Raw genomic sequence first — 12,226 nt, 5'->3', positions numbered from 1 at the left:
TGGGCAACCGCCACTTCACCTACTACGAAACCCTGGGGGGCGGCCAGGGGGCCAGCCAGCAGCGACCAGGCCTGGATGGGGTGCACGTGGGCATGAGCAATACCCTCAACACCCCCATCGAAGCCCTGGAGCTGGAGTATCCCCTGCGGGTGCTGCGCTACGAGTTGCGCCCAGATTCCGGCGGCCATGGCCGCCAGCGGGGCGGGTGGGGGCTGATCCGCTCCATCCAGACCTTGCAAGATTGCACCCTCTCCCTGCTCACCGACCGGCGCCACCATGCCCCGCAAGGGGAAGAAGGCGGCGAACCTGGCCAGCTGGGGATCAACCTCGTCAACGGGGATCCCTTGCCCAGCAAGATCAGCCGCCCCCTGAAAGCCGGCGATGTGCTCACCCTCTACACCCCTGGCGGCGGGGCTTGGGGGTCCAGCGAGGAGGAGCAGGCACCCGAACCCACATAGCGCAGGCGAGCGAGAAACAACTGCTCGCAGCGGCGGAGCACATCATCGCGGCTGGCGAAGTGCTCCAGCCTTTGCACTTCTTGACCCTTCTCAAACAAAATTAAGGTCGGCAGCGAGCGCACCCGATAGCGGCGCGGCAGCCAAAAATTGTCGTCCACATTCACCCGCAGCACCTTGACCGCGCCGCCCCACTCTGCTGCGAGACGGTCGGTAATCGGCTGAATGAAGCGACACAGGCCACACCAAGGGGCACCAAAATCCACCAACACCAACCCGTCACTTGTCAAAAGTTCTTGATTAAAAGCATCTAAAGCAACTTGCAAGTTCATCACTCCCAGACTAAAGAAGTTGTTTGGGATCATGCTACCAGGCAACCCCGCTGGCTGCAGAAACCATTTGCGGATGAAAGGCATAAAGAATCACAACAAAGCTGAACACCCCCAGATAGGCCCAGCGCAGAAACTCTCGCGGTTGCAGGTGTTGTCGCCGCTGCAGAATGGCCAAGCCGGGGATCACAGAAGTACGGGCCTTGAGATCGCGGAAGGCCTGGCCGTATTTCCGCTCCAGACGGTGATCCCCGTGCCAGACGGCGAACAGGTGGTAGGCCACCAGCCCCAGGGAAGTGACCAGCATAAAACTGGAGCCAATCCAAAGGGAATGGGCCACACACCAGATCACCTGGCCCACCATTTGGGGGTGGCGGGTGATGCGGATGATCCCGGTCTCAAACAGGTGAATCTCCGGCTTGTGAATGGCAGCAATCTCCAGTAAGTTGAAGGTAGCCGGATACAAAAAGAAAAACGAGAGCGCCGACAAAAGAACAACGGTGGTGTGAATGCCGGGGACAGCATGGAGATCCCAGAGGATCACCCCGTCGTAGCGATGGTTCAAAAAGTAGATCAGCAACAGCGGAGCCAAGCTGAGGCTGACCAGCGCAAAAAGAAGGCGGTACAGACGGGATCCCAGCCAAGCTTCCCCCCAGGGGCGCAAGTGGGCCAGCCCACTGTGAGCACAGGCAAACCCCAAGATCATGCCCAACATGATCGCGTGGGATCTGTACCGGGCGAGCTCCGGCAGCAAGTGGTTGAAGAAAGTGGACAGCATCTTTTCGATGGCTCCTCTTCCGGTGTCGCTGTGACTTATGCTTAAAGATAAGTTACATTGGGCAACCTTCCGATGCTGAAACCTTTTTTTCTACGTTTTCTCGGCCTGCTCCTCTCGGTCACCCTGATGCTGGGCTGGGCGACCGCAAGCGCTCAGGCGGCCCGCCTCACCGGCAAGTACTACGAAGACAGCATGACCCTGATCCAAACCCTGCGCACCGTTCTCTCGGAAGCGGATCCCGTGATGAATCCAGAGGAGGCGCAGGTGGAAGCGATGAAGGCCATTCAAGAATTTGCAGGGCGCTACCATGGCCATCGCTACGACAAGCTGCAATCCTTTACGACTCTGCGCACCGTGTTCAACACCGTGGCCTCCCACTACCGCACCTCCAAGCGGCCTCTTGACCCAGAGAAGGTGGAGCGGGTGCTGATGCAACTGGATCGCGCTGAGCTGGCCTTGCGCCGCGAAGGTTAAGCTTTTCAGATCTCCCAGATCCAAATCACTGGGCGAGGCGCAGGATTACCTTGATGACAACCCGGTGGAGGCTGCTTTCGCCAAGCTCCAGATCGCCCCCCATTTCTCTCAGGAGCCGTTCGCTCACCCGCCAAGCAGCGCAACCCTTTGTTTGGATGGGCACATGGCACCGCCCTTCCAGATTCCACTCCAGGCACAGGCGCCCCTCCGCTGCTGCGATGGGATAGAGGTGTAGAGCCATCGAACCATAGCGTAGGGTGCGAATACCCCAGCGACACACCCCCAGCAGAGCCTGCACCAAACCGTGGGGATCCGCCCAAACCATAAGGCTGTCCGGGAGGGCGGGCAGCTCAGAGGCAGAAGGCGGTTGTAGGATCGGCCATTCGTAGCGAATGCCCTGATCCTGGGCCTGTAGGCGAGTTAGGCTGTACACATCCTGAAGGAGGGGACGGAGTCGGGTCGGCTTCGGTTGCAAGGGTTGAATGGGCAGGTCGTGGCGGGCCAGGCGGCTGTACTCCTCGAGCAACTGGATCAGGCGCTCCACCGCTTCTTTGGCACTTTGAAGGTACTCCCGCTCTTCTTCGCGGGAATCGCACAGATCGGACAGCACCAACTGCAGGGATCCCATCTGGCTGCTGAGGGGGTTGCGCAGCTCGTGGCCAATGCTGACGAGCAGCTCCTGCTGAAAGGCGCGCATCACCTCCGAGCGCTCAAACGCAAACTGCCAATCCACCGCCTCTTGCCTGACGGCAGCAGCGGCCTGCTGGGAGGGAGGATCGGGTTTTGCTGCGGGCAAGGGTTTCCTCCAGAGGTACTTCGGACAAAAGGTAGGAGATCCCGTTGATGTTCGAAGCAGGGCGTTCGGATGGAGAGCCTTGGGTTTTAGCTAGTTTGACAACGGCGCGCTCCTGGATCCTACCTTTTTCTTCCCAACTTTCTAGCCGACGAAGTGGGCGCTGACCACCCGCTCAATTCCGGCCAAATCCCGGTGGACTTGGATCTGCTGATAGCCGCCTCTGGCCTGCAACTGCTCCGCCACCCAAGGGGCTTGGCCTTGCATCACCTCCACCGCCCAAAAGGAGTTGGGGGCCAAGTAATCCGGTGCTTTTTGAATCAAAAGCCGCAAGTGCACCAGCCCATCTTCCCCGCCATCGAGGGCCTGTCGTGGCTCGTGCAGCCGTACCTCGGGCATGAGGTAGGCCAGCTCCCCGGTGGGGATATAGGGCGGGTTGGAAACCAGGCCACGCAGCCGACCTCGCCAGGGATCCAAAGGCGCAAACCAGGATCCCTGTAACAGCTTCACCCGTTCCTGCAGATGATAGTCCGCCACATTGGCTGCCGCAACGGCCAAAGCCTCTGGGCTCACGTCCACCGCTAGAAGCTGCAACTGGGGATGCCCCTGGGCCAAAGCGATGGCAATGGCCCCGCTGCCGGTGCCCAGGTCGGCAAAAGGGGATCCCGGCGGCAGCAGGTTAGACTGCAACCAAAGGGAGGCTTGCTCCACCAGCAGCTCGGTCTCCGGGCGCGGGATCAACACCGCTGGCGTTACCCGCAAGCTCAAACCTGCCCACTCTACCCTTCCCAGCAGGTACTGCAGGGGGATGCGCTCTGTCAGCCGGCGCCGCCACAGCTCCTCTACCTCCGCCAGCGGATCCCCCTGCAGCGTCGGGGGCCGACCCAGCAAGCGCTCCAACGATCCCCAGCCCAGCCGTTCCCTAAGCAGAAGTTCCACCTCCTGAGGAGGGATGCCGGCGGCTTGCGCCGCCTGCAGAGCCTGGGCACGCCAGGCCAGCAATTGCTGCACCAGCGCAGAGGGGGATCCCATCAGGAGCTAGGTCAACGCCGCTGAGGCTGGGGAGTGGCAGGTGGATTGGGCTGGGGAGTGGCAGAGCGAATTAACGATTGCACGTACTCCAGCGACGCGCGCGGCGGAATGAAAGCGATCTTCTGCACATCCTCCTGGGCGTCAGGGGCTAACATGCGCTCCACCACGATGGCCAGGGAAGTGACCTCGATCTGGGTTTTGCCGACCACCTCGGGGTTCTGCGCCGCCGCCCGGTCTAAAGCCCCCTTCAGGTCGTTGCGGTCGAAGAAGAAAGGCACCACCTCCTGGCCATCCTGCTCGATGGTCAGCAACCCCTCTCCCGAGCGGCCATAGAACAGCGGCACGCCGATCACTTCCGGCGGCACCTCCTGACCCGTTTCTTTCAGCACTTGCTTGGCCGCCTCCACATCAGCAGCCCGAGGCACCACCTCAAAGTACAGATTGCTATTCTTGGCCCGCTCTTCTTCCGACTTTTCGTAGGCGTAGCCCAAGGGAATGGGCACCACCTGGGCTTGCTGGCCCACCTCAGGGTTCTTGGCTTTCACCTGATCCAACGCTTGCTGGGCTTGGTTCTGATCCAGCCAGAAAGAAGCCACCTGGATGGTGCGACCCTCCCGCTCTACGTTAGCGACCACAGGGGTGCCGTTCTGAGACACAATGGCAAAAACCGGCACCAGATTCAGCCGCTCCGCCACTTCTTGACGACTCATGGGGGCTGCCACTGCCTGAGTCGAGAGGGGCCCCCCTTGAGCAAAAGTAGGAACTCCCCCCCAGATCACCCCCGCCAACCCCAGCAGGAGGGTGCTGCGAACTGCCGCTACGAACGCGGCCTGCCCGCCTGCCTGAGCTCTACGGCGGCAGAGGGATCCCAAAAGCGGCACTGCATTACCGCGCATCATTTTCATCTCTACTCCTGGCATCACGCCTTGTCTTCGTTGCTATTGGGTCAGATCCCTGAAACACTAACCGACGACCTCTGCCCAAGAGGAGCTGACCAAGCTCACCTTGCTCAACACAGCTCAGGCTGGCCATGCGGCGCACTCTTGGGACTTTGGGGACAGCGCCTGGCGAAGCTGGCCCTTGCTGACACTACGCCCCCCTACCCTCTTTGACGAGCGCTCCCTGGGCCACCCTAGAAGGCAAGGTTAAAGCATTTGCTCAACCCCTGTCGAGGGGTAAAGCCCTCGTTTTGGGTGGGGATCCCGCATCACCTCCTACTATATACGGAGTCTAACAAAGCGGATCCACACCAAATACAGATAGCCCCTCCATCCTCTGGCTGTAGAGTCTGGGCTGAGAAGGCAGGATCCTGGGAACGCGGCAGCGGCGTGGGGCGCCTGGGCTGAGGGCAAAGATCCCATCAGGCAAAGCTCTTGCTTCCCGATCCCGCTACTGACTGAGGTTCCGAAATGGGAAACAGACGGCCCTGCTCGACGGTAACTTGAACCCGCGTGCCCACCGGCAAAGCTTCCCGCGCCAGGGCGTGCAATTGCTTGCCCGTCTCTGTAACCAGACAATAGCGATACTCTCGCCCCAGAAACTGTCGATCCCGAATGGTAACTCTCCCCTGGGGATTGGGATGCAGACGTAACTCCTCCTGCCGGATCATCAGCTCTCCCTGGCGCAGATGGGGATCGGGCTGATCCCTCAAAGCCTGAAATGGGATGTGCAGCAGCCCCTCAGCTTGCCAACCGAACTCCCGCCGCTCACAGCGAAGAAAGTTGGCCTGGGCGATGAATTCCGCCACAAAGCGGGTAGCCGGCTCCCGATAGACTTCCTCCGGGGATCCCCATTGCTCAATACGCCCTTCCCGCATCACCGCCACCCAATCGGAAAGGCAGAGAGCCTCCTCTTGGTCGTGGGTAACGAAAATGGCCGAGGTCTGGGTTTGCTTGAGGATTTTGCGGATTTCTTCCCGCAAGTAGTAGCGCACCTGCACATCCAAGTTGCTCAACGGCTCATCCAAAAGGATTAGGCTGGGCTTGGGGGCCAGAGCTCGGGCCAGGGCCACCCGCTGCTGCTGCCCGCCTGAAAGTTCATGAGGATAGCGGTGGGCGTAGTCCTCTAGACCCACCAACCGCAACACCTCGTCAGCCCGTTCCCGCGCCTGTTGGGCAGCGCCTCCCACCTCAGCCGAGGAGGAGCGACTGCCGCCCCCCGCTGCCGACGCGAACAGGGCAGTGGGCCGGAGGCCAAACATCACATTGGCCAACACATCCAAGTGGGGAAACAGGGCAAAATCCTGAAACACCAGCCCCACCCCCCGCCGCTCCGGTGGGATCCACTGCCCCTCCCCGGCCACCACTCGCCCCCCCAGCAGGATCCGCCCGCTGTCTGGCTGCTCAAAGCCGGCAATGGTGCGCAATAAAGTGGTCTTCCCACAGCCCGATGGGCCGACAATCCCCAGAATGTCTCCCTGGGGCAGGCGAAACGCCACTTCCTGCAAAACCAACTGCCGCTGGCCGGGAAACCCCTTGCTGATGTGCTCAACCTCAAGAATGTAGGGAGAGTCCGTCCGGGCAGCGGTGGACGTCGAGGAAATCAAAAACTCGGCCATGATCGTTGTTGCAAAAGATTTTCACTATCTTTACCAGACTACCATACCTCAGATCCTTCCCGGCCCGACGCCAGTCAGCTAGAGGGCGGCGGAGAGGGATCGATGCCAGTCTTTCCTGTTTGCTTGGAGGGGCAGGCAGGAATTAGTGTTACACTGGGTTAACGAAGTTTCCCAGGCTCTGGTGGCGCTTATTCTCGACGGCGCATTCCAGAGTTTTATTGTGGATGAGTTTTGAGACCCAGTTTCCCGAACGTGCCCTGATTACGGGGGCCAGTCGAGGGATCGGCAAAGCAGTGGCCCTAGCCCTAGCTCGGCAGGGGGTGGCAGTTGCTCTGGTGGCCCGTTCCCATCCCGATTTGCTGGGGGTACAGGCGGAGATCCAGGCAAAGGGAGGAAAGGCGGAGGTTTTTCCCATCGACTTGGCCGACTTAAGAGCCCTGCCGCAGCGGTTGCAGGCTCTCCTGGATCAATTTGGTGTTTGTGATGTCTTGGTCAATAACGCCGGCATAGCCCATGTCGGGCCTTTGGCCACCTTATCTTTGTCCGATTGGCAGCGGGTGATCGACTTGAACCTGACGGCAGCTTTTCTCTGTGCCCAAGCCGTCCTGCCGGCGATGCGCCGGCAGCGCTGCGGCACGATTGTCAACATTATCTCCATTGCGGGCAAGCGAGCCTTTCCCAATTGGGGGGCTTACTGCGCCAGTAAGTTTGGCCTGCTGGGCTTTTCTCAAGCCCTGGCCGCAGAGGAACGGCAGCATGGCATTCGGGTGACCAGCCTGTGTCCCGGAGCTGTGGATACACCTCTTTGGGATACAGTTCAGGTCGATTTCGACCGTTCCAAAATGCTCTCGCCGGAGTGGGTGGCGGACTTGATTGCCCACATCGTTCGCCTGCCCAAGGGTGCCGTGGTGGAAGATCTGACCCTCATGCCGGCAGCAGGAGCCTTTTAGGCCGGGCTGGAGCTGGCTTTTCCTGTAACGGCCTTTGTGACTGAGCTTTTGAGGAGATCTGCCTGCACCGCCTCCCTCGACAAGTTCCTTCAACCCTTCGTTCAACCCAAGGAATATCCTGCTATGACTCTTGCCAAGCCTGGATCCGGTGCCGAGTTTCGACTCAACAACAAAGCCAACCTGAAGTCTCGCCTTGTCCGAGATCTGTCCCATGCGGCGGGGCAAGAGCCCGAGGGCTCAGAGAGCCTGGATCCGGCGATGGTAGCGGCAGTGGAGACGTTGCTGCGGGGAATTGGGGAGGATCCGCAGCGGGAGGGCCTTAAGAAAACGCCGGAGCGGGTGGTGGCCGCCCTGAAATTTTTGACCAGCGGCTATCGGCAGTCCCTGGAAGATCTCATCAACGGCGCCATCTTCGACGAGGGCCACGACGAGATGGTGCTGCTGCGGGATATTACTTTGTTCAGCCTCTGCGAGCACCACCTCTTGCCCTTTATCGGCAAGGCCCATGTTGCCTACATCCCCCGCCAAAAGGTGGTGGGCCTGAGCAAGATCGCCCGCATTGTCGAGATGTACTCCCGCCGCCTGCAGGTTCAGGAGCGCCTTACCCGCCAGATCGCGGAAGCTTTGATGACCATGCTGGATCCCTATGGGGTGGGGGTGGTTATCGAGGCTACCCACATGTGCATGGTGATGCGGGGGGTGCAAAAGCCGGGCTCTTGGACGGTCACCAGCTCGATGGTGGGGGTGTTCCAGGAGGATCCCCGCACGCGGGAGGAGTTTTTGAGCCTCATTCGCCACCCGTCCAACCTTTAAGGATGCCGCGGCGCTTTGCCGGCAAGAAAGCTAATCCTCTGCTCTGGCTGGGCATACTAGCTTAAAATCGACGCAGATCCTGCCAGAAGCGAGGCCTGTTATGAGCGAGGTTAGCCCCGAAAATCAATTTCCCACCGACTTAGACTCCGGTTGGAAGCCGCCGACCCCGCCTGTTATCCAGCGCCCCGCGCGTGCGGCCGCGCAAGCGCCCTCGGCAGAACCCCCAACCCAGCTAGATCCGGTGCTGGGCAGGGCTGCTCCTCCCCCTGTCGGGAGCGGATCCCGTCCTGTCCCCAGCGCCCCCAAGCCCATCTTGGGCCGGCCCGTCCCCCCAGATGTGGCCGTCGCCCCCCCGCAGACGCCGGTGCCCATGCCGGGCCCTGCCACTCCCCCGCAGATGTCTCCGCCCCCTCCAGCTCCTGCTGCCCGGCCTCAGGTGTCTCCCCCCAGCCCCGGTTCGGCTGCTCCGCCTTTTGGGCCGCCGGCTCGCCCCACGGCTGCTGGACGGATCCCGGTGGCCGCCGCTGCTCCTAAGTCTGCCCCCGCTGGACCGACGCTGCGCCAACTGGTGCAGGAAGCCTACGAAAAAGGCTACTCGGATATTCACCTGGGGGTGGGAGAGGTGCCCCGTTTCCGGGATCGGGGGCAAATTGTGATAGGCAACTACCCGGTCACCACCACCGAGGTGTTCTATAGCTGGCTGCGGGAAAGCCTGCCGGAGAACCAAATCCGCCAGTTTGAGGAGTGCCTGGAGCTGGATACCGCTATCCAGTACGAGGGCTTGGTGCGCTGCCGGGTTAACTGCTTTGTTTCTCTGCTAGGGCCTGCCATGGTGCTGCGCCTGATCCCGCTCAAGATCTTGACGCTGGAGCAGTTGCGGGCGCCGGAGGTGCTCAAGCGCATTGCCGAGGAGCACAAGGGCCTGGTACTGGTGACAGGCCCCACCGGCTCCGGGAAGTCCACAACCCTGGCGGCGATGGTGGACTACATCAACTCCAACTTTGCTAAGCACATCATCTCGATTGAGGATCCCATCGAGTTCGTCCACCAGAGTAAGAAATCGCTGGTGCGGCAGCGGGAGGTCGGCATCCACACCCTGGAGTTTGCCAACGCCCTCAAGGCTTCGCTGCGGGAAGATCCGGACATCATCCTCATCGGGGAGATGCGGGATCGCGAAACCGTGGATACGGCTCTCAAGGCCGGCCAGACGGGCCACCTGGTGTTTGGAACCCTGCACACCAACAGCGCCGTCCGCACCATCGAGCGTCTCTTGGGGATCTACCGGCCAGAGGAGCAGGAGCCAATGCGTCTGCAACTGGCCGAGACTCTAGTAGCAATTATTGCCCAGACGCTGGTGCGCACCACCGACGGCAAGCGCACCGCTGCCCACGAGATTATGCGCAACACCGATGCCATCCGCGACTACATCAAACGGGGTGCCGTGGACGAGATCGAGGAGCTGATTGCCGACGGCTCCTATGAGGGGATGTGTACCATGAACCAGTCGCTGTTTCGGCTCTATCAAGAGGGGCGCATTACAGAGGAGGTGTGTCTGGAGGCGGCTCCGCGGCGCAACGAGATGGCCCAATGGCTGCGGGGGCGCATCTGAGGTCGCTGCCCCGCAGGGTGGGTGCTTGAGGGAAAGCTCGCCCTATCCTAAACTGAGAGCAAGCGGCAAGGCTGGCTTTCTGGGCCATATTCTCATCTCCTGAGCCGAGCTTTGGCTTGCGGGATGGGTGCCGGATTGGTGAACAAATTGAATTGAAAGCAAGTTAGCAAACAGGAGAATTCCTACCGTGAGCGTGATCAACCAGATCATCGAGACCGCGGACGACCAACTGCGCTATCTCTCCGTCAGCGAACTGCAAGCTATCAAAGATTACATGAGCAGCGGCGAGAAGCGTTTGCAGATCGCTCAGGTGTTAACTGAGAACAAAAAACGCATTATCGATCAGGCGCAGAAGCAGCTATTTGCCAAGCGACCCGAATACATACAACCCGGCGGCAATGCCTACGGCGAAAAGCGCTATAACCAGTGCCTGCGGGACTACGACTGGTATCTCCGCCTGGTGACCTATGGCATCATTGCCGGCAGCAAAGAGCCGATCGAGTCCATCGGCTTGATAGGGGTGCGGGAGATGTACAATGCCCTCAACGTGCCCATTGCCGGTATGATCGATGCAATCGTGTTCTTGAAGGAAGCAGCCCTCAGCCTGCTGGATCCGGACTCCGCCGCCGAGGCTGCCCCCTATTTCGACTACATCATCAATGCCATGAGCTAGCTCGCCTCTCTTGAGGAGGGAGGCCGGTCTGGGCGGTGGAAAGGCAAGCTTTGGTGGTCTTGCTGCCTACAGAGATGCCAGGGCGGTGCGGGCGTGGGCGGCCACCTGCTCTTGGGGATCCTGGGCCAGCCGGGTTAGGCCGGGGCGGGCGGCTTCGGTGCCGAGCTGGGCTAGAGCAATGCAGACGCGGTAGCGCAACTGCCAATCGTCTGAATCGATGAGGGGCTCCAAATGGGGGATGGCCCGCGGATCCCCTAGATCTCCCAGGGCAGCGGCAGCGGCTGTTGTTAGCAGCTCGTCTCCTTCCTGTAAAACCTGCACTAGGGTGTCGAAGGCGGCGGGGTTGCCCAGCTCGCCCAGCGCGGCGACAATGCTAAAGCGCACCAGCCACTCCGTCTCTCGCCGGTAAGCCTCTAGCAGATCGTCTAGGGCCTGTGGCTGCTTCAAATCCCCCAGGGCGGCGGCGGCGGCAGCCCGCACATCGAACTCGGGGTCCTCTCGCAAAAACTGTCGCAGAATCGGCAAAAGGGCAGCCGGGTCGACACCTGCGCCGGAGAGCGTGCCCAATTGGCTAATGGCGGCATAGCGGACGCGGGCATTCTCGTCGGTTACAGCTCGCTGCAACAGCGTCAAGGCTTCGGTCGCGGGGAGCTCTCTGGCCTTGTTGACGGCGCGCAGCCGATCCCCCAAGTTCTGAGAGCTCAACAGCTCCAGCAAGGCCGGCAGATCCCCAGAAGTTGTCGTCATCTCCTTTTCTCCCCCTAACCCGGCTATAGCAAAGGACGAAAAGCCGATGTTATCATTCTGAGGCAGTGCATCCAGTTTTTGTGAACTTATGGCCTTACTGCAGCAAGAGAAGCAGGAGATTATCGAGACCTACCGACTTCACGACACTGACACCGGCTCTGCCGAGGTACAAGTTGCTCTTCTAACCAGCCGTATCAACCAACTCTCGCAGCACCTTCAGAAAAACCCGAAAGATTTCAACTCGCGCCGCGGCCTAATGATGATGATCGGTCGGCGTAAGCGGCTGCTCAACTACATTGCCAAACGTTCTCCCGACCGCTTCCGGGAGCTGGCCGAACGGTTGAACATTCGGGTGAAAAAGTAGGCAGCTAGCTAAATCACTGTCGGAGAGCTACCTTCGTGGGCAAGTCCAGCCGCTATTCCAAAGCCTCCCGCCGCCGCTCCAGCTCTACCCCTGCTCAGGTGGAGACGCAACCGACCCAAAGAGAGCCGGTTGCTGTCATTCCCCCTGAGGTCAGCCGGCGTATGGTGCGGCGGATCTTGGTCTTTTCCGGGATCCCTTCTGGCCTTGGCTTGAGCAGCTTTTTTGTCAATTACTATCTCTTAACCAACCATGTGATAGCCCTGCCCCCCTACTTTACTTTGGTGGAGTCGCTGGCCTTTTTCGGCCTTGGCTTTTTGGGCATTAGCTACGGCGTGTTCTCGGCTTCTTGGGATCCAGAGCCGGGATCCCTGCTGGGGATTGACGAGTTCCGCCGCAACCTAGGCAATGTTTTCAAGCAATGGCGCGAGTTGTCTGACCCTTCTAAGCCGTCGGAAGCTGACGAATCCTAGATTTTGCTCTCTCCCCCAGCCCCGTTATCCCCCATACGTTACATTCCGCTCGGTGGTGCGGAATTGCAGGATCGTCAGGCCCACCACAATTAAGAAGAGCACAATGGATTGGGCGGCTGCCCTGCCCAAATTGCCTGACGATACGCCAATCTTGTAGATCTCGTACATCAACACCGAGGTGG

At 60.3% G+C, this 12,226-nt stretch carries 15 protein-coding genes; 8 read left to right on the top strand and 7 right to left on the bottom strand.

All coding sequences use genetic code 11. From position 1 onward, the window contains the following. On the top strand, positions 1 to 458 hold a 458-nt coding region (locus NW809_RS06510; protein WP_414401759.1), incomplete at its 5' end, for a hydantoinase B/oxoprolinase family protein. Here NW809_RS06510 and NW809_RS06505 read toward each other — a convergent pair. Both NW809_RS06505 and NW809_RS06500 read right to left on the bottom strand, forming a co-directional pair. Next, the gene (locus tag NW809_RS06505) at positions 395 to 787 is read right to left on the bottom strand and encodes a thioredoxin family protein (protein ID WP_011431572.1); all 393 of its coding nucleotides are present in this window, start codon (positions 785 to 787) and stop codon (positions 395 to 397) included. The genes NW809_RS06510 and NW809_RS06505 overlap by 64 nt on opposite strands. 34 nt (positions 788 to 821) lie before the next feature. Next, complete coding sequence (locus tag NW809_RS06500; protein WP_049749798.1) at positions 822 to 1,562, bottom strand: NnrU family protein; 741 nt, start codon at positions 1,560 to 1,562, stop codon at positions 822 to 824. Positions 1,563 to 1,634: 72 nt separating this feature from the next. On the opposite strand from NW809_RS06500, the gene psb27 reads away from it, so the two are divergent. After that, positions 1,635 to 2,036: a photosystem II protein Psb27 gene (gene psb27 / locus NW809_RS06495; protein ID WP_414401758.1), complete on the top strand. Its 402-nt coding sequence runs from the start codon at positions 1,635 to 1,637 to the stop codon at positions 2,034 to 2,036. 25 nt (positions 2,037 to 2,061) lie between these two features. On the opposite strand, the gene NW809_RS06490 is transcribed toward psb27, so the two are convergent. The 4 genes from NW809_RS06490 to NW809_RS06475 form a co-directional block, all read right to left on the bottom strand. Further along, on the bottom strand, positions 2,062 to 2,832 hold the full coding sequence (locus tag NW809_RS06490) for a sensor histidine kinase (protein WP_011431569.1): 771 nt from the start codon (positions 2,830 to 2,832) through the stop codon (positions 2,062 to 2,064). 141 nt (positions 2,833 to 2,973) lie between these two features. Beyond that, positions 2,974 to 3,861: a peptide chain release factor N(5)-glutamine methyltransferase gene (prmC, locus tag NW809_RS06485; RefSeq protein WP_041438671.1), complete on the bottom strand. Its 888-nt coding sequence runs from the start codon at positions 3,859 to 3,861 to the stop codon at positions 2,974 to 2,976. A gap of 11 nt (positions 3,862 to 3,872) precedes the next feature. Beyond that, positions 3,873 to 4,766, bottom strand: a complete 894-nt coding sequence (locus NW809_RS06480; protein ID WP_414401757.1) for a Tic22 family protein — start codon at positions 4,764 to 4,766, stop codon at positions 3,873 to 3,875. Positions 4,767 to 5,221: 455 nt separating this feature from the next. Next, the gene (locus NW809_RS06475) at positions 5,222 to 6,418 is read right to left on the bottom strand and encodes an ABC transporter ATP-binding protein (RefSeq protein ID WP_011431566.1); all 1,197 of its coding nucleotides are present in this window, start codon (positions 6,416 to 6,418) and stop codon (positions 5,222 to 5,224) included. Between the two features lie 224 nt (positions 6,419 to 6,642). On the opposite strand from NW809_RS06475, the gene NW809_RS06470 reads away from it, so the two are divergent. The 4 genes from NW809_RS06470 (at position 6,643) to apcD (ending at position 10,463) form a co-directional block, all read left to right on the top strand. Next, complete coding sequence (locus NW809_RS06470) at positions 6,643 to 7,368, top strand: SDR family oxidoreductase (protein ID WP_099812698.1); 726 nt, start codon at positions 6,643 to 6,645, stop codon at positions 7,366 to 7,368. A 123-nt stretch (positions 7,369 to 7,491) separates the two neighbouring features. Further along, positions 7,492 to 8,181, top strand: a complete 690-nt coding sequence (gene folE, locus NW809_RS06465; RefSeq protein ID WP_011431564.1) for a GTP cyclohydrolase I FolE — start codon at positions 7,492 to 7,494, stop codon at positions 8,179 to 8,181. A 370-nt stretch (positions 8,182 to 8,551) separates the two neighbouring features. After that, positions 8,552 to 9,790, top strand: coding sequence for a type IV pilus twitching motility protein PilT (locus NW809_RS06460; protein ID WP_369781494.1), 1,239 nt, complete (start codon positions 8,552 to 8,554; stop codon positions 9,788 to 9,790). Positions 9,791 to 9,977: 187 nt separating this feature from the next. After that, the gene (gene apcD, locus NW809_RS06455) at positions 9,978 to 10,463 is read left to right on the top strand and encodes an allophycocyanin subunit alpha-B (protein ID WP_011431562.1); all 486 of its coding nucleotides are present in this window, start codon (positions 9,978 to 9,980) and stop codon (positions 10,461 to 10,463) included. Between the two features lie 66 nt (positions 10,464 to 10,529). Here apcD and NW809_RS06450 read toward each other — a convergent pair whose 3' ends face one another. Next, positions 10,530 to 11,210 carry a HEAT repeat domain-containing protein gene (locus tag NW809_RS06450; RefSeq protein ID WP_099812700.1) on the bottom strand — a complete coding sequence of 227 codons (681 nt, stop codon included), beginning with the start codon at positions 11,208 to 11,210 and terminating at the stop codon, positions 10,530 to 10,532. A gap of 88 nt (positions 11,211 to 11,298) precedes the next feature. Here NW809_RS06450 and rpsO point away from each other — a divergent pair, with 88 nt between their 5' ends. Further along, positions 11,299 to 11,574 (top strand): 30S ribosomal protein S15, encoded by a 276-nt coding sequence (gene rpsO, locus NW809_RS06445; protein ID WP_011431560.1) that lies wholly within the window; start codon positions 11,299 to 11,301, stop codon positions 11,572 to 11,574. Positions 11,575 to 11,609: 35 nt separating this feature from the next. Next, entirely contained in the window at positions 11,610 to 12,044 is a 435-nt protein-coding gene (locus NW809_RS06440) for a PAM68 family protein (RefSeq protein WP_011431559.1), read from the top strand. Positions 12,045 to 12,226: the final 182 nt, after the last annotated feature.

The organism is Synechococcus sp. WC101 (assembly GCF_047461555.1).
In the GTDB taxonomy this organism is placed as follows: Bacteria; Cyanobacteriota; Cyanobacteriia; order Thermostichales; family Thermostichaceae; genus Thermostichus.
Note: the sequence above shows the minus strand (reverse complement) of the source record. Positions and strands in the feature narration are given on the sequence as shown.

Bases quoted from the DNA above. Each gene is read 5' to 3' on its own strand.
- NW809_RS06505 (WP_011431572.1), bottom strand. From the start codon at position 787: ATGAACTTGCAAGTTGCTTTAGATGCTTTTAATCAAGAACTTTTGACA.
- NW809_RS06500 (WP_049749798.1), bottom strand. From the start codon at position 1,562: ATGCTGTCCACTTTCTTCAACCACTTGCTGCCGGAGCTCGCCCGGTAC.
- psb27 (WP_414401758.1), top strand. From the start codon at position 1,635: ATGCTGAAACCTTTTTTTCTACGTTTTCTCGGCCTGCTCCTCTCGGTC.
- prmC (WP_041438671.1), bottom strand. From the start codon at position 3,861: ATGGGATCCCCCTCTGCGCTGGTGCAGCAATTGCTGGCCTGGCGTGCC.
- NW809_RS06480 (WP_414401757.1), bottom strand. From the start codon at position 4,766: ATGAAAATGATGCGCGGTAATGCAGTGCCGCTTTTGGGATCCCTCTGC.
- NW809_RS06475 (WP_011431566.1), bottom strand. From the start codon at position 6,418: ATGGCCGAGTTTTTGATTTCCTCGACGTCCACCGCTGCCCGGACGGAC.
- NW809_RS06470 (WP_099812698.1), top strand. From the start codon at position 6,643: ATGAGTTTTGAGACCCAGTTTCCCGAACGTGCCCTGATTACGGGGGCC.
- folE (WP_011431564.1), top strand. From the start codon at position 7,492: ATGACTCTTGCCAAGCCTGGATCCGGTGCCGAGTTTCGACTCAACAAC.
- NW809_RS06460 (WP_369781494.1), top strand. From the start codon at position 8,552: ATGCCGGGCCCTGCCACTCCCCCGCAGATGTCTCCGCCCCCTCCAGCT.
- NW809_RS06450 (WP_099812700.1), bottom strand. From the start codon at position 11,210: ATGACGACAACTTCTGGGGATCTGCCGGCCTTGCTGGAGCTGTTGAGC.
- rpsO (WP_011431560.1), top strand. From the start codon at position 11,299: ATGGCCTTACTGCAGCAAGAGAAGCAGGAGATTATCGAGACCTACCGA.